The sequence below is a fragment of the Bdellovibrio sp. HCB-110 genome (genome assembly GCF_047323225.1).
Taxonomy (GTDB): Bacteria; Bdellovibrionota; Bdellovibrionia; order Bdellovibrionales; family Bdellovibrionaceae; genus Bdellovibrio.
The window spans coordinates 1,923,725-1,945,088 of record NZ_CP178750.1 but is presented as its reverse complement, the minus strand read 5'-3'; the positions used below and the strand labels follow the sequence as shown (position 1 = coordinate 1,945,088).

The 21,364-nt window shown below is 45.0% G+C and carries 18 protein-coding genes; 7 read left to right on the top strand and 11 right to left on the bottom strand.

Annotation, left to right across the window (positions count from 1 at the left end):
- Positions 1-31 precede the first annotated feature (31 nt).
- Entirely contained in the window at positions 32-1,090 is a 1,059-nt protein-coding gene (locus ACL934_RS09385) for a hypothetical protein (RefSeq protein ID WP_413613433.1), read from the top strand.
- 85 nt (positions 1,091-1,175) lie between these two features.
- Positions 1,176-2,015, top strand: coding sequence for a hypothetical protein (locus ACL934_RS09380; RefSeq protein WP_413613432.1), 840 nt, complete (start codon positions 1,176-1,178; stop codon positions 2,013-2,015).
- On the opposite strand, the gene ACL934_RS09375 is transcribed toward ACL934_RS09380, so the two are convergent.
- Entirely contained in the window at positions 2,005-2,502 is a 498-nt protein-coding gene (locus ACL934_RS09375; protein ID WP_413613431.1) for a 6-pyruvoyl trahydropterin synthase family protein, read from the bottom strand. The genes ACL934_RS09380 and ACL934_RS09375 overlap by 11 nt on opposite strands.
- Positions 2,503-2,531: 29 nt before the next feature.
- Between ACL934_RS09375 and queD the strand changes: the two genes are divergently transcribed.
- Positions 2,532-2,891: a 6-carboxytetrahydropterin synthase QueD gene (gene queD, locus ACL934_RS09370; RefSeq protein WP_413613430.1), complete on the top strand. Its 360-nt coding sequence runs from the start codon at positions 2,532-2,534 to the stop codon at positions 2,889-2,891.
- Here the strand turns inward: queD and ACL934_RS09365 are convergent.
- The gene (locus ACL934_RS09365) at positions 2,888-4,048 is read right to left on the bottom strand and encodes a hypothetical protein (RefSeq protein WP_413613429.1); all 1,161 of its coding nucleotides are present in this window, start codon (positions 4,046-4,048) and stop codon (positions 2,888-2,890) included. The genes queD and ACL934_RS09365 overlap by 4 nt on opposite strands.
- A gap of 180 nt (positions 4,049-4,228) precedes the next feature.
- Between ACL934_RS09365 and ACL934_RS09360 the strand changes: the two genes are divergently transcribed.
- Positions 4,229-5,251 (top strand): hypothetical protein, encoded by a 1,023-nt coding sequence (locus ACL934_RS09360; protein WP_413613428.1) that lies wholly within the window; start codon positions 4,229-4,231, stop codon positions 5,249-5,251.
- On the opposite strand, the gene asd is transcribed toward ACL934_RS09360, so the two are convergent.
- Positions 5,252-6,079, bottom strand: a complete 828-nt coding sequence (gene asd / locus ACL934_RS09355) for an archaetidylserine decarboxylase (RefSeq protein ID WP_413613427.1) — start codon at positions 6,077-6,079, stop codon at positions 5,252-5,254.
- 110 nt (positions 6,080-6,189) lie between these two features.
- Here asd and ACL934_RS09350 point away from each other — a divergent pair, with 110 nt between their 5' ends.
- Complete coding sequence (locus tag ACL934_RS09350; RefSeq protein ID WP_413613426.1) at positions 6,190-7,734, top strand: NAD(P)/FAD-dependent oxidoreductase; 1,545 nt, start codon at positions 6,190-6,192, stop codon at positions 7,732-7,734.
- Positions 7,735-7,824: 90 nt separating this feature from the next.
- Positions 7,825-9,441, top strand: coding sequence for a hypothetical protein (locus ACL934_RS09345; RefSeq protein WP_413613425.1), 1,617 nt, complete (start codon positions 7,825-7,827; stop codon positions 9,439-9,441).
- A gap of 86 nt (positions 9,442-9,527) precedes the next feature.
- Here the strand turns inward: ACL934_RS09345 and ACL934_RS09340 are convergent, their stop codons facing one another.
- The 4 genes from ACL934_RS09340 to ACL934_RS09325 form a co-directional block, all read right to left on the bottom strand.
- Positions 9,528-10,547, bottom strand: coding sequence for a DUF4382 domain-containing protein (locus ACL934_RS09340; RefSeq protein WP_413613424.1), 1,020 nt, complete (start codon positions 10,545-10,547; stop codon positions 9,528-9,530).
- A 144-nt stretch (positions 10,548-10,691) separates the two neighbouring features.
- On the bottom strand, positions 10,692-13,934 hold the full coding sequence (icmF, locus tag ACL934_RS09335; RefSeq protein ID WP_374080241.1) for a fused isobutyryl-CoA mutase/GTPase IcmF: 3,243 nt from the start codon (positions 13,932-13,934) through the stop codon (positions 10,692-10,694).
- 6 nt (positions 13,935-13,940) lie between these two features.
- Entirely contained in the window at positions 13,941-14,741 is an 801-nt protein-coding gene (locus ACL934_RS09330; RefSeq protein WP_413613423.1) for an enoyl-CoA hydratase/isomerase family protein, read from the bottom strand.
- Positions 14,742-14,751: 10 nt separating this feature from the next.
- On the bottom strand, positions 14,752-15,612 hold the full coding sequence (locus tag ACL934_RS09325; protein ID WP_413613422.1) for a 3-hydroxybutyryl-CoA dehydrogenase: 861 nt from the start codon (positions 15,610-15,612) through the stop codon (positions 14,752-14,754).
- A gap of 120 nt (positions 15,613-15,732) precedes the next feature.
- Here ACL934_RS09325 and ACL934_RS09320 point away from each other — a divergent pair, with 120 nt between their 5' ends.
- A complete protein-coding gene (locus ACL934_RS09320) occupies positions 15,733-17,103 on the top strand; it encodes a hypothetical protein (RefSeq protein WP_413613421.1) in 1,371 nt (456 codons plus the stop codon).
- Positions 17,104-17,122: 19 nt separating this feature from the next.
- On the opposite strand, the gene ACL934_RS09315 is transcribed toward ACL934_RS09320, so the two are convergent.
- The 4 genes from ACL934_RS09315 to ACL934_RS09300 all read right to left on the bottom strand — a co-directional run bounded on the left by ACL934_RS09315 (position 17,123) and on the right by ACL934_RS09300 (position 21,357).
- Positions 17,123-19,054 carry a hypothetical protein gene (locus tag ACL934_RS09315; RefSeq protein ID WP_413613420.1) on the bottom strand — a complete coding sequence of 644 codons (1,932 nt, stop codon included), beginning with the start codon at positions 19,052-19,054 and terminating at the stop codon, positions 17,123-17,125.
- A 150-nt stretch (positions 19,055-19,204) separates the two neighbouring features.
- On the bottom strand, positions 19,205-19,498 hold the full coding sequence (locus ACL934_RS09310) for an Mpo1-like protein (protein ID WP_413613419.1): 294 nt from the start codon (positions 19,496-19,498) through the stop codon (positions 19,205-19,207).
- A gap of 17 nt (positions 19,499-19,515) precedes the next feature.
- Positions 19,516-20,256, bottom strand: coding sequence for a lysophospholipid acyltransferase family protein (locus ACL934_RS09305; protein WP_413613418.1), 741 nt, complete (start codon positions 20,254-20,256; stop codon positions 19,516-19,518).
- A 9-nt stretch (positions 20,257-20,265) separates the two neighbouring features.
- On the bottom strand, positions 20,266-21,357 hold the full coding sequence (locus tag ACL934_RS09300; protein WP_413613417.1) for a TIGR04552 family protein: 1,092 nt from the start codon (positions 21,355-21,357) through the stop codon (positions 20,266-20,268).
- Positions 21,358-21,364: the final 7 nt, after the last annotated feature.

Here is a 21,364-nt window from a genome sequence, read left to right as displayed (position 1 = left end):
TTCAATCCAGCAAGACCGATCTGAAGTCTGTATGGATTTAAGTATTAAGACCACCCTTGGAATTAGCAGCCTTATCTTCCTGACTCACTTGTCCGCGCAAGCCACAGATGTGCTTTATGCTCCGGCCTTCTGCGAACCTGAAGCTCTAACAATCATGGTGACCAATAAGACATCAGAACCACAAAGGCTGTGGACCCAGGTGCGCTTTGATGGAGAACTTCAAGAACTTCATCATGATCTCGATGCAAAATCTCAAATCAAAATCCGTGGCACTCGATTTCTTCCTTCAAAGATGGCTTTCTCCGTTAAATCCTGGACGAAAAATTCCCTTCAGATCACAGCCCGTTGCGAAGAAAACCTCAGCATTCCTTTAAGTGACTTAACTTCTTCTCAAGTGAGTCACTGGCTTCCTTCTTCAGTGAAATCAGTGAAGGTTCATTTGTTAAACCTTTTCTTGAAGTCCAACACTGTAAAGCTTAAAGCCCTCAATAAAGTAGGCACAGTGATTGGAGAAAAGGAAGTTTTACTTAAGAACTATTATGATACGGAATCTTTCAAATGGACTTTGCCTGAAAGTGCTTCGCGTGTTGAGGTCGTAGGACAAGAGCGCCTTCACTCGCTGTTGTTCTATGATTCTTTTGGTGTTGAAAAATTAAGTCCAGCTGTGGCGATGGTTCCAGTCCGCCTTCCTGCAAGCACGGATAAAACATATTTCTTAGTTTCCACAAAAGATGCCCGTCCTGAAGAAGCCTTTGTGATTGCGTTAGATGATGCGACACAAATCGCTACAGCCCGCGAGCAAATTAGAAATCCTTCTTTGGAGAAAATTATTGTCGCAGGTATTGAGCTGGGAAATGGCGGCTTTAATCGCGCCTTCTTCTCTCGCGACAAATCTCCGTATTCTTGGTCTGTCAATCGCGTCGATGCCTTTGCTGACTTTGCCCATATTGATTGCGATGGCAGTCCTGATCTTACCGAAGAACGTCTGATGATGAAGCTCAATGAAGGGGGCCGAATCTGTTTCTGGCGCTACCGCATTATCAAGGAGTTAAGCTCCTCAGAGGTCTCTTCGGGAACTCTGAAACCCTAGTGTCCATGCGTTGTGAATTGACAGTTTTGCAGAAGAGAACTTTGATGTGAAAACTCATTAGAGTTTACATTAAAGGAGTCTCTTCATGTTTTCTAAAGTATTTGCAGCAGCTATCGTGCTTGCATCTATCAATGCTCACGCCGTTGAGAGTGAGTTTTTCTTCCAATCTAAAGCGGGACAAAGTGATTTAACACCTCGTCTTGGATACATTTCTACAGCGACCAAAGCTAAGGGCGCTACTTCAGAAACGAAGTACACTGGTTTGTATAAAACGGGTGTCTCTTACGAATACGGCATCAATGAGATGTTTGCGATCGAAGGATCTTTGCTTTTCTCTTCTTATGAGAATGACAAGACTCCAAAAACAAAAGTCAGCGGCCTTGAAGATCCTCACGTGGTGTTAAAAGGGACTTCTAATATGGGTTCTTCAAATCTTCGTTACGGTCTTGATGTAGGTTTGAGCATTGAAAAAGCAAAAGTTAAAACTAACGGCGACATGACTTCGGCAACCGGTGGTTTCTCATTCACTCCTTACATCGGAATGGACACCGAAGCAGCTGGCGGCGTTGTTGGTGGTCGCTTGAACTATGCAATTCTTCTAGAACGCACAACCGAAATCGAAGCTTTTGGTACAGATGCAAAAACTAAAGACGGAAACACTTTGGGTCTTTCTGCATTCTACGAAACGAAAGTAACTGATGTTGTATTGGGTGGAGCACTTAACTACTTCAATCACGCTGCCACTAAAGACAGTGATGGCGATGAGCTTACAAAAGCACACAACACATTGGGAGTTTCATTCTACTCAGCTATTCCATTCGGAACTTGGGCATTGCTTCCACGCTTAGACTATGACTTCTCTCATAGCGAAGCCGACAAATACGATGTCATCCAGTTGTCTGTAGCAGCTCGTTTTAACTTCTAATTGAAGGAACTACGGAGGAAGCCCCCTGACCGCGGGTTTCCTCCACATAAACTTTTACGCGCTGAACGCCGTACTGTTTAAATTCTTTGTAAAAGTCTTCCGCCAAGAGTCTTGAAAGCTGTTCAACGCTGGTGTTAGTTACCGGCAACAGAATCACTTCATTTACTGGAAAAACATAAAACCGATCTCGGAAAGTGACTTCCAAGGATTTTGCCGTCTTTTTGAATTTCATATCGGCGTGTTTCTCTGGCAAGAGGACGATCTCGTCCCATTGATCTAAGCGAGCTTTGATATACTTTTTAAAAACGTTGAAATCGAGGAAGTACCCGTCTGCGTGAAGTTCATCTTCAGCGGGGGTTTTAATGTCTACGCGGACCTGATAATTATGTCCGTGAAGGCGCTCGGCATGCTTTTCATCAAAAATCAGAAAATGAGCGGCTGAAAATTTGAAATTCTGCTTTGCTAAATGCAATGTGGTCGTGGACATAGTTACCTCAAAGTGGTTATATCATTAGCATGAAATTCGAACTGAAGCAGCATTTTCAAATTGAATCCGCCCGTTTCTTGCCCCATTTGCCCTCTTCTCACCCTTGCTCCCGCATGCATGGGCATAGTTTTAAGATTGTCCTGACTCTGGTGGGGACATTGGACCCTAAAATCGGCTGGGTTATCGATTACAATGATATTCAAGCAAAGATGAAGCCTTTGCTTGAAAAAATTGATCACCGTGTTTTAAATGAAGTAGAAGGTCTTGAAAATCCGACCTCAGAACTTTTGGCAAAATGGATCTATGATCGTGCTCTACCAGCCCTTCCGATGCTGACCAAAGTGACTATTGCAGAAACTCCCCTGACGGAATGTACGTATCCCGCTTAGTCGCGTCCTAAAAGACTTTCACTCAAGGCAAGGCCCAGACTTGCTCCAGAACAAAACTCACCAAAGTTCGTTGGAGCTGCGAAAATAAACATAAATGGGGGTGTTAAATCCGCCCCTACTCGCAATTGCGGCGAAACTCGCTCCCAAGACGAATAATAGCAACTTGCGAAAGAAGATCCCGCTGCCGAAATAAGAGCCGAATTGGGAAAGCCGTTTTGGATCAACACATCTTTCACTCGCGATGTGACGTCTCTTCCGATTTTTTCCATGGCTTTAAAATCAGAGTATTTATTTTTTCCAGGCAATCGTCCCATGTCATGATACTCACCCCAACTCACGAGCTTCACTCCCCACTTCAAAGCGGTTCCAATCGCACTGGCTTCTTCAGCATTGGCTCCATTCAAAGTCGCAATCGCGGTAAAACCAGAGCCGACAAAAATATCCCGACGGTCGTTTGTTCCAAGATTGTCGTAGCCACCGGCACCGCGGAATCGCCATAGAGCCCCACCTAAAAAAGCAGATAGAGCATGTCGATCCGCACGATTAAGTTCTGGATGAGGCAGGCCGTAGTTTTGAGCACGATCACGGTCGCTCTGCGATTTTAGATTGAGCAAAAAAGCATATCCTTGTTTTGCTGACTCGCTGGCATTGGGTTGCTGTGCTAACTTTTGGGCCGTTGGTAAAAGTTCACTCATGTGAATTTTACGTAAAGCATTCTCCACGCGGATTTTAATTTTATTTTCAGAAGGAAAAGGTTCAGGAAACTCAACACGAGAAAGAATTCCTAAAACCGAAGTCATCATTAAATCAAAATGAAGATAGGTTTTTTGACTGACGTTTGGAAGATTTCTGTGGCGATAAAGCAGGATCGGACTTTCCAAAAGTTTTTCAGCAGAAACGGGCTGAGTTTGCAATTGCTGTTGAAATTGAAAGTTTTGGACTTGAGCAAATGAAGACATAAGTTCTGTAACCAACTGGAACGCTGTGACCATTTGAATATCCATCACTTCGCTGACAGGGGTCATATCGCCCTGGGCATTCGTCAACTGCGCTTGGCGGGCAAGATCGACCCAATTCGCCGCCAGGGAGTGCGACGATAGAATCGATGAGGTGAGAAACACCAAGATCCAATTTTTATAAGGGTACTTGCTCTTCATTTCTGCTCCCATAAGCATAAAGGCACTTCCTAAGTTTTCCCCTTCAAATGCCAAGCCAAACCAAATGACACCAGGCTAAAGTGACATCTTCGCAATCAAATCTTGTTATTTTCCTGAACGGCTATATTGCCAAATAAAAGTTAGATTACTCTCAATTCCAACAGAAGGATGTAAATTCTTATGAAGCTTTTGGCCTTCGTGGTCAGTCTATGCATAGCAGTTTCAAGTTCAAAAGCTTTCGCCAATGAACTTGAGCTGATTTTCTATCGCGCTCCCAAACCACTCAATTGGAGTACTCCGGGAAATCTTATTCACAGCACCCTAAAAAATATGCGCATGCGGGTGGACGGATATCGCTATCCCCACTCCATCTCTCACGTCAATGTCCGGCTTCAGTGCGGCAATGAGCCGTCGATTTATCGTGGGATGACGGCAACGAAATCGGATCCCTCCTATGTTTGGGATTTTCTTGGTAAAGGTGTCGCCTTAGACACCCTGATGATCAACGTTCCGGGACGCCATTACACCGAAGAACAGATACTGCGCTGGCTCCCAACTCTCAAAGCCAAGGGCTATGTGCGAAGTTTGAAACTAATTCTGAACGACGATCAATGTGCTCGCGTGCAAAGATATATTAAACTTTATGAAGAGCTTCATCTGGATAAAATTTATGGGGGCCTTCGCTCAACTGCGCACTACGGGCAAGGCGCAGGATGTGCTGCTTATGCCGTGAGTTTTCTGCAAATCTTGGATTTATTTCCTGAGTCCATAGACAAACACTGGCGAAGAACGCTTTTAATTCCTCTTGAGCTTTTAAGTTCGCAAACTCACAGTGCACGCATTGGCTTTTTTGGATATCTTCGAGGGAAAGATCGAACCTGGTCTTCGCCGAATGAAAAACACATCCCGCTCGAATTTTGGGACCCAGAACTAATGTACAACTGGGTTGGCAACGTCATTAAAGACAAAAAGAATTTTCCACCGCACATGTGGACGGAAAAAGATCCCAAAACACCATTTCAAAGTTTGGTGTGGGACGTTCGCTCTTATCCTACCAGTACAAAATATTTTTTCGCTTATCGCAGAGGAACTTTAGACAATACGGTGGATTACCATATACGTAATCGGAATCGTCTGATGACAGACGAAGAGATCTTAAATCAATCTCCTCGGAAGTGTCGGCTTTTTCAGCCCTGTCCTTAGTTATTTAATCAGAGCGGCGTTGACTCTCACAGTAGGCCCCAGATCCAAATGTCCTTCAAACTTCTGACGGAAACTTGGAGGATAAATCATTACAACAGTAGAACCCATGCGGAACATTCCAAGCTCAGAACCTTTGTGCGTTGGAATTTCTGGGCTGTAGTTTTTATGTTGGAAAATATGCGGGCCTTTTTGATTTCCTTTGATAGTTTCATCAAAGCTCAAACAAATATGACCCACGTTTGTCGCACCGACAAATACGGCGGCCACAGGTCCTAAATCCGTCTCAATCTCCACTAGCACACGCTCATTTACAGAGAAAAGATTTTTTACGTTCGTTGTGCTCCACTCGTTTACGGGCCACAACTCCCCTGGCATATAGCGCACATTTGTGATGGCACCATCTACAGGAGAATGCACACGGTGGTAGTCTGTCGGGCAAAGATAGTATGTCAGGAAATATCCGCCAGCCCATTTCTTTTGGCATTCTGGATCTTGAGTGAATTCATCCAGACGATACGAAAGACCCTTAGCTTGGATCAAAGTTCCATTATCAATAGGAGCTGCTTGAGTAATACGGCTGTCGGCAGGATGAACTGCCCAAGAACTCGCCACAGGACGAATGCCCGCCTTCAGTCTGCGCACGAAGAACTCACCGATAGAAGGGTACGCGGTATAAGGCTTCTCTGCCTCGTCCAAATTGATGTTATAGAGCCACGCAAAGCCTCTAATAGAGAGTTTAGCCCACAACGAAGGGCCTTTCCAATGCATGAAGTAACCGACCCAGCGGCTTAAACGACGTTTAGGAAGAATTCTTGTAATAGCTGACATAGAAATCTTTATATCTGAGCCACACCCCTTTGTCACCATAAGAGCAATGAGGTATTATGGGCCTTCCCTTTTAAACCCATTGGCCCTTAACAAGTGCCCTGGAAGGATATATGGCTAAGATACTTCAGAATGTCGAAATTCCTATTGATCAAGATTTAGAAGAAAAGTTGCAATGGCTGGTCCCCGATCATGGACCGTATCGTATTCTGCGCCAAAGCGTTGATGCTCGCCGTTCTCACTCTCCCCATTTTGTTTACTCTATCGAGGTCGCAGATAAGGGTGAGACTCTTAATATCCCTCAGTTCGATCTCGAGAAGATTTCTACTCCTAAAGAAAAACCTTTGATTGTTGGTACGGGCCCTGCGGGTCTTTTTGCCGCTCTTCGTTTTGTGGAACGTGGAGTTCCATGTATTCTTTTTGAACGCGGCTCTGACAGCGGCGAGCGCATTAAAGGTATCAATCAATACTGGCGCTATGGCAAGCTCGATCCTCGCAACAATGTTTGCTTCGGAGAGGGTGGAGCCGGTCTTTACTCTGATGGAAAACTAATTACACGTATTAAGTCTCCGCACATTCCTTACGTGATGAATCGCCTGGTGAAATTTGGTGCCCCAGAAGAAATTCAGTGGCTTTCAAATCCTCACGTGGGCTCTGACCGCATTCGTCGCGTGATTCCGAAGATGCGGGAGTTCCTTAAGGCCAATGGCTGTGAAATTCATTTTAACACGCAAGTCACCGAAGTTCTTTTTGAGGGCAAGCAAGTTGTCGGCGTGCGTACAGAACATGGAACTGAGTTTAAGTCTCCCCATGTGATTTTAGCTACTGGGCACTCTGCGGAAGATATGATCAACCATCTGCGCGATGCCGGTGTTCATTTGGATGGAAAGTCCTTTGCCATGGGTCTTCGCGTGGAACACTCTCAGGCTGCCATCAATAAGATTCAATATCGTCAGTTTTCGGAACATCCCAAGTTAGGGGCTGCCAACTACAAACTTGCTCATCACAATGACAACACGGGCATTGGGGTTTATTCCTTCTGTATGTGCCCAGGCGGTTATGTTCTTTCTTCAGGAACTGAAGGTGATGGCATCGTCTGCAATGGGATGAGTAACTACAACCGCAACTCCCCTTATGCTAATGCTGCCATCGTGGTCAGCATTGATCATGAAAAGAACTTTGGCAAAGATGTCTTTGGCGGCATGAAACTTCGTCGTGAACTTGAAACTCGAATGTACAATTCTGTTCTTGAAAAAGGCGGAACTCGCGAGCTGCCTGCGCAGAACTTGATGGACTTCCTTTACGGGACTTCGACGAAAAAAGGCGAACGCCCTTTGCGCGCGGGATCTTCCCCCTCAGGAGCTTTGTCAGTTCGCCTGGATGACATTCTTCCCAAAGACATGCGCGATCGGCTTCGTGAAGGCTTTGAAAAATTTCAGGGCAGCATGAAAGGTTTTCTGACCGAAGAGGCGCAAGTATATGGGATCGAATCCAGAACAAGCTGCCCTGTTCGTGTGACTCGCGACAATGAAAGTCTGCAAAGTATTTCTCACGCAGGACTTTATCCTGCCGGAGAAGGCGCTGGTTACGCCGGAGGGATCACTTCCGCAGCTTGTGATGGGATTCGAATCGCAGAAAAGATCATTGAACTGTTGTAAGCAAACGTGTCCTCGGTGTCTTTTTCCCACCGACATTTTTTGGCTCGGGCCTTGCAAAAAGTACCCTTGTCCAAATTTGGAGGAGGAATCATGCACGCAAAACCACTATTCGGAGTCATTTTGACTCTTCTTTTGGGAGCGACCTCGTTCGCCGCTCCGCAAGAGAAAACACAAGACATTATTAAAAGAGAACTTTCTAGCGGCACAACAGTTCGCACCGAGATGTCTCTAAATGTTTACAGACAAGAGCCTTATCAAGCTGAGTACACCGAACAAGTTCCGTATCAGGCCGAAGAAACATACTATGTAGATGTTCCTTATCAAACGACCGAGACCTACTACGAAAACGTTCCTTACACAGAACGTGTCGCCTACACAGACTATGAAGAATATTGGGACAATGAATACGTTTGTCATAACGTAACAAAATATCGTCAAGAATGTCATAACGAACGCGTGTGTGCTCCGGGTGGTCGCGTTTGCCAACCGATCACAGAGTGCGGAACAAATGCTCGTGGTGAACGTATCTGTAAAACTCGCAACGAATGCCGCGATGAAGGTCCTCGTGACTGCCGTGATGTTCCGCAATGCCGTCAGGTTCCTTACACAGATCGCGAATGCGGATACGACAGAGTTCGTAAAACTCGCACTGTGACTAAATACCGCGACGAGATTCGCTACAGACAAGAACAACGCACTCGCACTGTAACGAAGTACCGCCAAGAAGCTCGTACTCGCACAGTGACTAAATACCGTGAAGAAACACGTTGCTGCGTAACTAAGTACCGTGATGTCTTCGATCACCAATTCACTCAACCTGTCGCGGTAATCTTCCCAGCCGAAGCTGTTTTGCTTGCCGGTGAAGTGGAACGCATCCAAGTCACTTTGCGTGGCAGCGAAAGCGCACCGATCGTTAACATCTCTGTAAATTCAGATGTTTTCGGTTACGCTATCGAACAAACTCGCATGGATGGCCGCGAGAAGGTCTTCGTTCTTAAACTTGTACCTAAATGGAGCGAACAAAACGCTGGAACAGCGACAGTTCAAGGTCTGAAATTAAGCTTCAACAAAGGACAAGGTAAAGTTTCTTTCAAAGAAACAGTGGCTTCGGCTCGTTTGGTTTCCGCGTATACTTTGGAAATCCGCGATCAACAAAGCCAAGCCGTTGTTCTTGAAGAGCGTCTTCAAGGCACTGAAGCGAAGGTCTTTGAAATTGCGACTCCGGGTCTGGCTCGTGAAGGTAAATACACTGTTCTATTGCACGTTGAACGTCATGGCGTAAACGTAGCAGGTGGAGCTTTGAGTTTTGATCAAACAATCTCTTACGAGAAAAAAGAGCTGGATCAGGATGAGATCCAAAACCTTAAGAATAAAGATCAAGTTCAATTGATCTCTATCGAAGGTCAAGGTGCTGAGCGCGTGGTTGTGATTCGCGATCAAACTCCGGCGATGGAAGAAATCCAATCGACTTACAAATTAGTTGTTTGGAAAAAACTTTCTAACGGTAAGATTGAATGGTTGGGCGAAAAATCATTCACTCGCGACAGCATTGCTCGCGCGGGTGACGAACTTGGTATTGCTTTAAAAGCAATTGGACTTAATCCTGCTGCCAATGTGAAGTTGTACATGGATTTAGTAGTGAACCGTACAAGTGCTCAGTACTTGGGTGGTCAAAAAGTTCAGTTCATCGTTAGCAAAACGTTCTAATATCAAAAAAAAAGAAGCGAGACTCTTAAGCCTCGCTTCTTCTCTTAAAGGGCGTCCAGATATCTCGGACGCTTTTTTTATTTCAATTACATTTGACGAAGTTCTTCCTGAGTAATTACAGGATACTGTCCATCAATAACTGGCGTATAGTCCCAACCGTCATTTGAAGAATCATTCTGATCAGGATTAGTCACGAGTTCCTCACCGCCGCTTTCAGAACCAGAGTCTGGGTTGGTTACAACCTCTCCACCACTCTCAGAACCTGAGTCCGGATTCGTCACAACCTCACCGCCACCTTCTTCAGAACCACCACTTTCTGAACCGGGATCTGGGTTCGTAACAACTTCTCCACCACTCTCAGAACCGGAGTCTGGATTGGTAACGACTTCCCCGCCACCCTCTTCTGAACCACCACTTTCAGAACCGGGATCTGGATTAGTAACAACTTCTCCACCACCATTTTCAGATCCTGAACCTGGGTTTTCAGAACCAGAATCTGGATTCTCAATTGGCGATTTGTAAGCTGATTTCAATTTAAGAACTGGTTTTAAAAGACATCCACCATTGCCTTGAATCACCACGGACTTTAATGCGTCGAAATCAACAACGATGCTATATTGATGACCTGCTTCGAACTCGACTTTATTCGTGAGAATAATCTTAACACCGGTTTTCTGAGCACTCGGAGTTTTTAGATCACAAACCGAGTCATCTCCTTTAACTGCGTAATGTCCTTCTTCTTTAAGAACCAGACGAATTTGTTGAATCTGAATTCCCGCCGGGGCTACCACATCTTGCAATGGAAGGGTCACTCCGTTTTGTAGCTTCAGTAAATCTACAGGACCTAAATCTTTTGCAAGCATTAGACGTCCCGCTTTACCGCGCCCCGCAACCACGACCTCCATATGGTCGATATTCACAATGACGGATTTCAACTCCTTATTGGGAGCATCCGTCAGCTTGAAGCTAACCACAGCCTCTTTTTGAGAATCCACTCCCAGACTCGAATTTTCAGCAGAGAGACCACCCAACCCTCCCTGCTGTCCACAAGCAGCTATTAATGAAGCCGCTGTGAAAACTGACATCTTTCTGACCAAGTTCTTCATACACCCTCCTGGTGAGATCTTGGGTTTACTGTACTCTCTAAGATCAAAAAAATAAAAAAAACCCTCTCTGAAACGATCATTCTGAGAGGGCTGTCTAAAGATTTGTCGGTTTCTAAAACATTAGATTTACATTATAAAAGTCTACTACAGATTTCGACGGTACTGACCGCCCACTTCGTACAGGGCCTGAGTCATTTGATACAAGCTGCAATGTCTTGCTGCTGTCATTAAAGCCGCAAAGATATTTCCACCATTAAGAACTGTGTTCTTCAAGTTTTGAAGTTCACGCTCTGTATCGGTTTGATGATCTTTTTGGTACTTGTGGACGTTATCAAGCTGCGCATTCTTTTCTTCATAAGAAGCACGAGCCAGCTCGATCTTCGGTGGAACGTAGTCGGCCGCCATTGTCTTAGGATCAATGAAAGTATTTACACCGATGATTGGCAATGTTCCATCGTGTTTAAGTCTTTCATAGTACAAAGACTCTTCTTGAATTTTAGAACGTTGGTATTGAGTTTCCATGGCACCCAAAACACCACCGCGTTCGTTGATCTTTTTAAATTCGTTAAGAACAGCTTCCTCAACCAAATCCGTCAGCTCTTCAATAAAGTAAGCGCCTTGAGTTGGGTTTTCATTTTTCGTCATTCCGAATTCACGATTGATGATCAACTGAATCGCCATAGCACGACGGACAGATTCCTCTGTCGGAGTCGTGATCGCCTCATCATACGCATTCGTATGCAAGCTGTTGCAGTTATCATAAAGTGCGATCAATGCCTGCAAAGTTGTACGGATGTCGTTAAAGTCGATCTCTTGCGCATGCAATGAACGACCTGATGTCTGAATATGGTATTTCAATTTTTGGGAACGATCGTTTCCTTTGTAAAGGTCACGCATCGCCACAGCCCAAATACGACGAGCTACACGTCCTAGAACAGCGTACTCAGGATCTAGACCGTTACTGAAGAAGAAAGACAGATTCGGAGCAAAATCGTCCACTTTCAATCCACGAGCCAAATAGTATTCAACAAATGTGAAACCATTCGACAATGTAAATGCCAACTGAGAAATCGGATTCGCACCGGCTTCCGCAATATGGTAGCCAGAAATACTGACTGAATAGAAGTTTCTGATTTTGCTATTCACAAAGAACTCTTGAATATCGCCCATCATTTTCAAAGCGAAGTTGATAGAGAAAATACAAGTGTTCTGACCTTGGTCTTCTTTTAAGATGTCCGCTTGAACTGTTCCACGCACTTGTTGCAATGTCCAGTTCGCAACATCTGCCCACTCTTGTTGAGAGAGTTTGCGACCCAGCTCCGCTTCTTTCTTTTCAACTTGCTGATCAATCGCCGTGTTGAAATAGAAAGCCAAGATCATTGGTGCAGGACCATTGATCGTCATACTGACTGACGTATTTGGATTGATAAGATCAAAGCCCGCATAGAGCTTTTTCATATCATTCAAAGTACAAATGCTAACGCCGGACTCCCCGACCTTGCCGAAGATATCCGGACGCTGATCTGGATCTTGACCATACAAAGTCACGGAGTCGAATGCGGTAGAAAGGCGATGAGCCGTTTCACCCTTCGTCAGGTAGTGGAAACGACGGTTGGTTCTTTCAGGAGTTCCTTCACCTGCGAACATGCGCTTCGGATCTTCATCGGCGCGTTTTAACTGGAACACACCGCCCGTGTATGGGAATTCTCCCGGCACGTTTTCAAGTTTCAAATATTTAAATCTGTCGCCCCAGTCTTTAAACTTAGGAACGACAACTCTGCGGATTTTTGTGCCTGACAAAGACTCACGAACCAAGTCTTGGCGGATTTCTTTGTCACGGACTTTAAAAATCAATTGATCACCAGAATATGTTTCAATCAACTTATCAAAATTTTGAAGCTGATCGATTTCATCTTGAGTGAAGTCAGCGCTAAGTTCCGCTTCCACTTTTTTAACAGTGTCTGGATTTGCTCCCAAAAGTGGGGCTACTTTTTTAAGTCCACCCAGCTGAGACGCTTTTTCCGCCAACACTTCTGTGCGTTTTTTATATTTATGAACCGTTGTGACGATCTCAGCCAGATAGTTTTGACGATCTGCGGGAATGATCACATGTTCTTCGGCAGAAAGAATATTGGCTTTGTATTTCGCATCAATGCCCCAAAGACCCTTTTGATGAGACTCCAAAAGATCTGCCATTTTAAAGAACAACTTATTTACGCCGCCATCGTTAAACTGCGATGCCTGAGTTAAGAACACAGGAACCTCGACCTTTTCATCAAAGATCTTGCGAGAGCGCTTGTATTGCTTAGTCACGTCACGAAGCGCATCGAGTGCTCCACGACGATCGGCTTTATTCACGGCAATCAAATCCGCGAAGTCGATCATATCGATCTTTTCAAGCTGTGATTGCGCACCGAAATCCGATGTCATGACGTACATGGAAAGATCACTGACCTCCGTGATCGCCATATTGCCCTGACCGATCCCGGAAGTCTCTGCGATGATAAAATCAAAATCCAACTGACGGATGAATTTAAGGATCTCTGGCAAAGAAGATGCGATCTCACGGCCTGAACCACGAGAAGCCACAGATCTCATGTACACGCGATTGCGTGACAAAGAGTTCATACGAATACGGTCACCCAAAAGTGAGCCGCCTGTTTTACGTTTTGATGGGTCTACGCAGACGACCGCGATTTTTTTATTCGGATACGCATTGAGGTATCTTTGCACAAGTTCGTCGATCAAAGACGACTTACCAGCTCCACCCGTTCCTGTGATACCCAGAACCATAGGATTCGCGGTTCTGGCTTTGAAACCTTCAAGACCGAAATTGCTCAGAGAAAAATCTTTGTGACCGTTTTCGATAGCCGTTAGAGCAACGCCCAATTCCACCGAAGGAATGGTGTCGCCGGCAAAGATATTCTTTTTTGTTTTGTACTCTTTTTGTTTTTCAAGAATATCAAAATCACAACCACGGATGACCATTTCGATCATGCCTTCAAGACCCATCTTACGACCATCATCGGGATGGAAAATCTGTGCGATTCCGTAAGCTTCAAGCTCTTGCTTTTCTTCGTGGACGATCACACCACCACCACCACCAAAAATCCGCACGTATCCCGCACCGGCCTCATCCAGAAGATCCTTCATGTATTTGAAGTACTCCATGTGGCCCCCTTGATAGGAGCTGATGCAAACGCCTTGAGCACCCTCTTGCAAGACGGCTTTCACAACATCACTCACAGAGCGGTTGTGACCCAAGTGAATCACTTCAGCCCCCATGTCTTGAAGAATACGGCGCATGATATTGATACTTGCGTCGTGTCCGTCAAACAGAGCAGCAGCAGTGACGATACGAATCGGATTTTTAAGAGTGTAAGCCATATTTACCTAGAGACCTTTAAAGTTAGCCTTACGTTTTTCAATGAAAGCACTAGTGCCTTCTTTTACATCTTCTGAATTGAAAAGTTCTGCGAAGATTTTAGCTTCATTTTTCTGAGCCTGATCAATATCCATATCCCAAGCTTGATTGATAGAGATCTTTGCAGAACCTACAGCAATCGGAGCTTTAGCAAGGATAGCCTCTACAGTTTTCATCACTGCTGTCATCAATTCTGCAGCAGGGAAAACTTTATTCACAAGACCCATTGTTTGCGCTTCTTGAGCTGTCACCATGTTGCCTGTGTATGTAAGTTCGCGAGCGCGACGTTGACCGATAGCGCGCGCCATGCGCACAGTTCCGCCAAAGCCCGGAATCAATCCAAGACTCACTTCTGGCAAACCGAATTTTGCATTTTCAGCCGCGTAAATAAAATCGCAACCCAACGCCAACTCACAACCGCCACCCAATGCAAAACCGTTCACGGCTGCAATGACTGGAATTTTAAGCAAAGTGAGTTCGTGGAAAATGCTTTGACCACGTTGTGCGAAAATCATCGCTTTTTCTTCATCCAGCTCATGGATTTCTTTGATATCAGCACCGGCGACGAAAGCTTTCTCACCAGCACCTGTGATCACCAAAGCGCGCGCATCTTCGTAAGACATCTCACCGATTTGACGAAGTGCCTCGCCCATTTCATTCAACACTGTTGAATTCAAGGCATTCAGAGATTCCGGGCGATTCACAGTCAGAACCCAAACTCCGTGGGCCATTTGTTCAAAAAGAATTGTTTTATAATTAAAACTCGCCATTTAGATTCACCTACTTCGCTGCATAGTCGTAGAAACCACGACCTGTTTTACGTCCCAACCATCCCGCTTCTACGTATTTCACAAGAAGTGGACATGGACGGTACTTAGAGTCACCCAAACCATCATGAAGCACATTCATGATCGCAAGGCATGTGTCCAAACCGATGAAGTCTGCCAAAGTCAAAGGACCCATGGGTTGGTTCGTTCCCAATTTCATCGCGCTGTCGATAGACTCAACCGAAGCAATACCTTCATGAAGAGTGTAAACAGCTTCGTTAATCATCGGCATCAAGATGCGATTTACGATAAAGCCCGGCATGTCTTTCACAGACTCAACGAAAACTTTATCCATTTTCTCAGCCAAAGCTTTTACCGCAGCAAAAGTTTCGTCCGAAGTTTGCAAACCGCGAATGCCTTCAACCAACTTCATCAAAGGAACAGGATTCATAAAATGCATTCCCGCTACTTTTGTTGGACGTTTTGTGACGCCCGCGATTTTTGTGATCGAGATTGAAGACGTGTTTGACACTAAAAGAGCTTCCGGCTTCACGTTCGCATCAAGGTCTTTAAAGATTTTCAATTTAAGATCGATGTTTTCAGTGGCCGCTTCAATCACGATATCGCAATCTTTCAAAGCAGCTGTCTCTTGCGCTGTTTTAATTCGACCAAGCAAGGCTGCTTTATCGGCTTCGCTCATACCACCTTTTTTGATGATACGATCACAGCTTCCAGAGATAGTTGCGATCCCTTTTTCAAGAGCCGCACCACTAACATCCAACATGATGACGTTAAAACCAAAATTGGCCGCCACTTGTGCGATGCCGTTCCCCATTTGTCCTGCGCCTACGACGCCGATTGTTTTGATATTCATTATATCACTCCGCGTTAATACACTGTTAAAAAACCAACCTGTTACCAGTACCTAACTTTAGCCCAGAGGTCAAAAGTTCTGGTCTTGAGAGCACCGGGCCTAAGCCATCAAAATGGATAAATGCGGTCCGTACTTTCTCTGTCATTGCCATTGCTTTTCATTGTGCCTAGTTCTTGGGCTGCTTTAGCCACCGACGCCGGTTCCGCCGTCTCGTTTTACCGTAATAAGAACAGCCTCTTTCCCTCTGGCCAGGTGAGTCGAACCAATCTTGAAAACAAGCTTGTTCGCTCTGAAACCGAAGTGGCTTATCGCTCGACGTGGGACAAAAAAGAATACGTCATGCAAGGTGATCAAATTCTGCGCGACATCCAAGTCGCAAGATTTGCAGAGACTAAAACCGCAACTCCCCTTTTGAGCCTGAATCGCAGTGACGCTTCCGCGGTTAAAAACCTTCCTGCAAAAGCTTCTTTGGAAATTTTGGTTGTTGAGGATTTCTGGGTACGCGTGAAAGAGAAAGACAGCAAGGTTGAAGGCTGGCTGCCTTTGCAAGCTCTGCAAAATCGTCACGATGACTTAGGCATTTACACGAACATCATCGACACTTATTTGCGCAAAGATCCCAATGTTGCGTCTAGAGCGCTGACAACGATCCCCCGTCTTCGTCGTGTGATTCCTTTAGAGATCACAAAAAGTTTTTTAAAACTTCAGTACGGAAATCAAATTGGCTACGCGGATATTACTCACTTTGTTTCCCGCGCGGATTTCGCAAGCCTTGCTTATCATCCTAAGAAAAGTTGGATGGCCGTTCTTTATCGCAACAACGATGTGATCATCACGCAAAAAGGTGAAACAGTTCCTTTGAAAGAAGTTTTGGGTTTCGTAACGAACTCTCATCGTGGCATTGTGATTCGCCCCGATTCCTCTTATGGACCTCCTCTTCGCGCCCGGGTGGAAATTCTAAAACCCGAAGCCCACATCTGGGGGATTAGCCAAATTGACGGCCACGGCGAAGTTTGGTGGAAAAAGAAAAATCTTTTGATCGAAGAGATCGAAGCTCCCTCGAAATCGACTGTTTCTACGGACTCACTTATGAAGCGCGAGATCTACTCGATTGCTTTTGAGAACAAGAATTCTGTTCGTGGTCTTGTTTCTTCAGAAGGTGTTTATCGCACCGAAGATGGTCTTACTTGGACTCAGATTTCCCTTTTCGGAAAACAAAACTATCCCGTGAGCATTCATCCGAACGGCACGTGGTTTGTTGGCTCTTACAAGAGCACGAATCAAGGAAAAAGCTTTGAACCCTTCATCCGCTGGGACAATATCGCTCAAGCCATTGAATCGGCCTATCACAGCAATCCCAAGATCATGCGCTTAACTCAAATCGAAGCGCTGCCTAACTCACGCATTCTGATCCACGTCGATACAGGAGCTAAACAAGTGAAGCTCCGCAGTTTGATTGGGGATTTACATTGGGATGTTATTAAGAACTAATTTTAGCAATCTTGCATTCTTAATTAGACAATTTCTCCGCCGTCACCGGCGTAAAGCGACGAATTCGATTGGTGCTGTCAGAAACATAAATTCGATATTTACTATCAACAGCAACACTGACCGGAACTCTCAGGGGGTCATTTCCCAAACCTGGAGTGGCGCTATCAATCTTAGATACAAACTCCCCGGTTTCATCATAGATCTTCACACTGCTTGCCGGGAGATTCGTCATATTAAGATCAACAACATAAAGGTAACCGCGCTTGTCCAAGACAAACTTAACAATATAATCAAAGCCGTCGATGACTTTCACAAGATTGTGGTTGGAATCGTATTTTTCAATCTTGTGCATTTTAGAAATCCAAACCGAGTCTTCGGCATCAATGGCAATATCTGTCGCCATTGAGACGTCACTGCCACCAAGATCCGGAAGGGTGATCTTACCAACATAAGTCCCCGCCTCATCAAAGATTCTTACGGGCAATATGTAGGGACTGCCATTAATGCTTACGGAGCGCAGATCTACCACGTATCGATGCCCTAGCGAGTTGATAGCGATTCGTTTTGGATCATACCAAGCATCATCATTTTCTGAAGCTGGCTTCGTCACGGTCGAGGCAACCTGCAAAGAACTGTTTAAAGTTACCAAATGATTGCTGTCCGATACTTGAGAGTCTTTATCTAAATAGACGACGCGATCATCTTTGGTGATAGTTAAACCGCGAGGATAATTCAATCCCGTCGCTATGCTACTTTGATAAACTCCCTGAGAGTTGAATTTTTGAATGCGGAAATTGGCCGTATCGGCTACGTAAACGTTGTCATGACTATCAATGCCCATGGCACCATTAAGTCCATCCCCTAAGAAACCAGCAAATTCACCACTGCCAGTTCCCGCAGAACCAATCCAACGAGTTGTGTGATTGATAAGATGATAGGCAAACACCCCGTAAGCACTTCCGATGAAAACTTCGTTGCCAATAACGCAAGACACAGGAAACATAAAACCATCAAAGAAAACATCTGTCGTATGGAGTGATTGTAAAACACCCGACTTTGAATAAATGGCGATCTTATAAGGAGCGACCATGGATGTTGCAACGGACTGTGGTATTCCTACAGCAATGATATTGTTGCGATCTGCATCCCAATTCAGATCTCGGGCGAAGCCAGTTCTTCCCCCATACTCCGCAAAACCTATAGGGAACGATTGTTCAAAAACTCCCGACGATGAAAAACGCGACATTGTCGTCACGTAGTCACTGCCCGTGTTTCTGACATCGTAAGCATATATCTTATTGTCATTATCAATCAGGATTTTCAGGATAGTTCCTGAAAATAAATAATCAGAAACTCCATCGGCTTGCTTTGCAAAGACAACCGGAGCTCCCGCCACCCACTTGTACAGGCGTTGCGCACTTAAAGGGGCGCCATAAGGAACATTAAAATACACGGACGAAGAAGAATCCACCGCTATGGTGCCTATGTTCTGTGAAATCGAAAGGATTTCTTCCACCACTGAAAAGTCAGAACTGATACGATAGACCTTTCCTTCCTGAGCAAAATAAAATCGACCATCCTGTCCCATGGATCGACTGCCAGGCGATAAGATATACTGCAAAGCACTCACAGAGCCCTTTTGTTCAAGAGTTCCCAGAACAGGATCAATACGCAAAATCCCTCGATCGGATCCTCCCAGGGAGTCCCCTAGAGGCATTGTCATTGCCAAAAGTTTACCGTCAGATCCTTTTTCAAGATGGAAGATTCCATAGGGCTCATATCCCTTAAAGGTCCTCCCTAAAGCCAGACCATCAAAACTAGAAATTTTACTGGAAGGAAGTGTCGGGGTAAGACCGATCAAAGACGAAGGATCAATGGCTGCCTCAAGAGAGCAACCCGCTAGCGCAAAGGCCAGAGCTATGATGATAATTCCGCGAACGTTCGACATCATTTACTTCCTACTTCGTACCCAATACTTTTCGGCAAAATAACGTTCGCGTATTACAGATTTTCACTCATGATTTTATAAGTAGTGTTCGATTCCATCCGTAAAACAAATCAGAATCATCTCAGAATGAGAATGTTCACAAGATGAGATACTTTACTTCCAAAGCTTCCCAGCACACATGGCGTAAAACATTTTGAAATCTCCTCGCAATGACCAAAGGGGATGCTTGAAAGTCGCCGGTCTATTTTTCTCGATAATAAAATGCCCGACCCACGCAAAGCCATAACCGATCACAGGCAACAACCAAAGCATCATCCACTGCTGCGTGATTAAAGCATAAAGCAAAACCACATGAACAAAGAATGTTCCGACAAAATGCAAACGGCGATTTAAAGGATTGGAGTGCTCTTGCAAATAAAAAGGCCAAAACTCTTTAAATGTCGTCATAGGCACTCCTTAAAAAACTATTGTGTACTGTCCTCTTGGAAATAAGGCTCCATGATCTTACGAACCTTCTCCTGAAGCTGAGGTCTTTCTTGAATAGTATATTGGAGAGGATCAACGGGCGGCAAGACTTGCAACGTAACCGTTCGGCTCCACACACCCCAATTGGGAATCGTATGACCTTTTGGCAAAATCGCCGCAGCTCCTTTAACAATCACAGGAACGATCGGGGCCTTGGCATTGATGGCAAAGATGAAGGGACCTGATTTAAAAGAGCCTAAACGCTCGCTATTCTGACGAGTGCCCTCGGGAGCCAGAGCAAAGCGCTCCCCGGCTTTAATGCGCGCTTCAGCGGCCTGGTAAACTTTAAAAACCTCTTCACGACGATCGCGGGCAATCGGCAAAATCCCTGCACGACGCATGGCGGGTCCAAAAACAGGAATCTTAAAGAGTTCAATTTTAGCTCCGAAACGGAAACTTCCCAACCAACCGTTCATCGCAAAAATATCAAAGAAGCTTGTGTGATTGAACACGTAAAGAAACCCTCCCTGAGGGCGATTTTCAAGACCTTTCACTTCAACTTTCACACCAAACATGCGGCAGGCATTGCGAGTCCAAAACTCAACAATGCGATCTTCCAGTGGACGGTTGTTCATCGTGAGATTCACAATAATCAAAGCCCCTGCACACAACATGGTGTGAATCGGAAACCAAATCAGGGCTAGTAAAGAACGTGGGTACGAAAGCAATTTCCAAAACATATTTTAACTCTACTCAGGGAACAGGCGCTTGCGCGCCGCCATTCTTTGTCTTTCCTTGTATGCCTGATGTTCAGAAGGCCCTGACAAAATTTTCTGATGAGCCGACTGATCCATAATTTGCACTTCAAAAGGATAGAAGAAACTAAACTCCTCTTTTCCTCCCAAAGGTTTTACGTGAATCAACTTGCGCGAGATAAATTTAATAAAACGATAGTCCTCGCCCGAGAAAAAGTTTTCCTTGCGCAAGAACTTTACGTTCTCTCCTTGCTCCGCCATCTTTTGATCAAAGGCCGCCTGGATGCTTTTCTCATCGAGAGTATCCAAACGATGAGCTAAATCATCACAGACTTCCATGAACAAGTTAACCGGATACAGATTGTTAGAACTCTGATCCGGCATGATGTGCGGAAAGCTGATGACGTTTTCGCGAATAAGAAAGCGCACGACTTGAAATGTGTCAAACAGATTACGCGTGATAAAGCGGACACCCAACTTATCAAAGATCTTCATTGCTAAGGCATCCGGCTTCGCTAAAAGCTTAATCACTGTACTTGAGGACGTCTTAAATGGTTTTACTTCAAAACCTAAAAGCTCAATCGGTTCAAAGTCAGTGTTCGTCCCTTGCAAAAACGTGCGATGAGAAGACCCATCATGACGTGTGCAATCTTGAAAAGGCGTCAGAATCTGAGATTGAATCTCTTCTGAAAAAGAACTGAATAAGTCGTTCTCAGCGTGAACGAAGACGTGCATGCAACGCAAGATCGCACAGGCCCAGCGCTGCAATTCTTTGTCGTCGGGATTTTGAGAGCTTGCATAAATAAGAAGCTGACGAATATCCGTAAGATGCTTGCGGTCGCGAAAAACTTCCGGAAGTTCAGAGTCTTCAAAACCCAGTTTTTCCAACATCAAAACCAAAGCACGACGATGATAGTACCAAAGCTTTTCTAGATCGCTTTCCCGTGTGACATCAAAGCCGTAGCTTAAGATGAACGCACTGGCAGCCTCTAATGAATGGATGTTGAGTTTGGGGATTTCGATGGCCGAATGCCCCCCAACAACAGAATTTAAAATAGAAGAGTCAAAGATGAAACGTTGAGGCATCCCCTAT

Bases quoted from the DNA above. Each gene is read 5' to 3' on its own strand.
- ACL934_RS09385 (WP_413613433.1), top strand. From the start codon at position 32: ATGGATTTAAGTATTAAGACCACCCTTGGAATTAGCAGCCTTATCTTC.
- ACL934_RS09380 (WP_413613432.1), top strand. From the start codon at position 1,176: ATGTTTTCTAAAGTATTTGCAGCAGCTATCGTGCTTGCATCTATCAAT.
- ACL934_RS09375 (WP_413613431.1), bottom strand. From the start codon at position 2,502: ATGTCCACGACCACATTGCATTTAGCAAAGCAGAATTTCAAATTTTCA.
- queD (WP_413613430.1), top strand. From the start codon at position 2,532: ATGAAATTCGAACTGAAGCAGCATTTTCAAATTGAATCCGCCCGTTTC.
- ACL934_RS09365 (WP_413613429.1), bottom strand. From the start codon at position 4,048: ATGAAGAGCAAGTACCCTTATAAAAATTGGATCTTGGTGTTTCTCACC.
- ACL934_RS09360 (WP_413613428.1), top strand. From the start codon at position 4,229: ATGAAGCTTTTGGCCTTCGTGGTCAGTCTATGCATAGCAGTTTCAAGT.
- asd (WP_413613427.1), bottom strand. From the start codon at position 6,079: ATGTCAGCTATTACAAGAATTCTTCCTAAACGTCGTTTAAGCCGCTGG.
- ACL934_RS09350 (WP_413613426.1), top strand. From the start codon at position 6,190: ATGGCTAAGATACTTCAGAATGTCGAAATTCCTATTGATCAAGATTTA.
- ACL934_RS09345 (WP_413613425.1), top strand. From the start codon at position 7,825: ATGCACGCAAAACCACTATTCGGAGTCATTTTGACTCTTCTTTTGGGA.
- ACL934_RS09340 (WP_413613424.1), bottom strand. From the start codon at position 10,547: ATGAAGAACTTGGTCAGAAAGATGTCAGTTTTCACAGCGGCTTCATTA.
- icmF (WP_374080241.1), bottom strand. From the start codon at position 13,934: ATGGCTTACACTCTTAAAAATCCGATTCGTATCGTCACTGCTGCTGCT.
- ACL934_RS09330 (WP_413613423.1), bottom strand. From the start codon at position 14,741: ATGGCGAGTTTTAATTATAAAACAATTCTTTTTGAACAAATGGCCCAC.
- ACL934_RS09325 (WP_413613422.1), bottom strand. From the start codon at position 15,612: ATGAATATCAAAACAATCGGCGTCGTAGGCGCAGGACAAATGGGGAAC.
- ACL934_RS09320 (WP_413613421.1), top strand. From the start codon at position 15,733: ATGCGGTCCGTACTTTCTCTGTCATTGCCATTGCTTTTCATTGTGCCT.
- ACL934_RS09315 (WP_413613420.1), bottom strand. From the start codon at position 19,054: ATGATGTCGAACGTTCGCGGAATTATCATCATAGCTCTGGCCTTTGCG.
- ACL934_RS09310 (WP_413613419.1), bottom strand. From the start codon at position 19,498: ATGACGACATTTAAAGAGTTTTGGCCTTTTTATTTGCAAGAGCACTCC.
- ACL934_RS09305 (WP_413613418.1), bottom strand. From the start codon at position 20,256: ATGTTTTGGAAATTGCTTTCGTACCCACGTTCTTTACTAGCCCTGATT.
- ACL934_RS09300 (WP_413613417.1), bottom strand. From the start codon at position 21,357: ATGCCTCAACGTTTCATCTTTGACTCTTCTATTTTAAATTCTGTTGTT.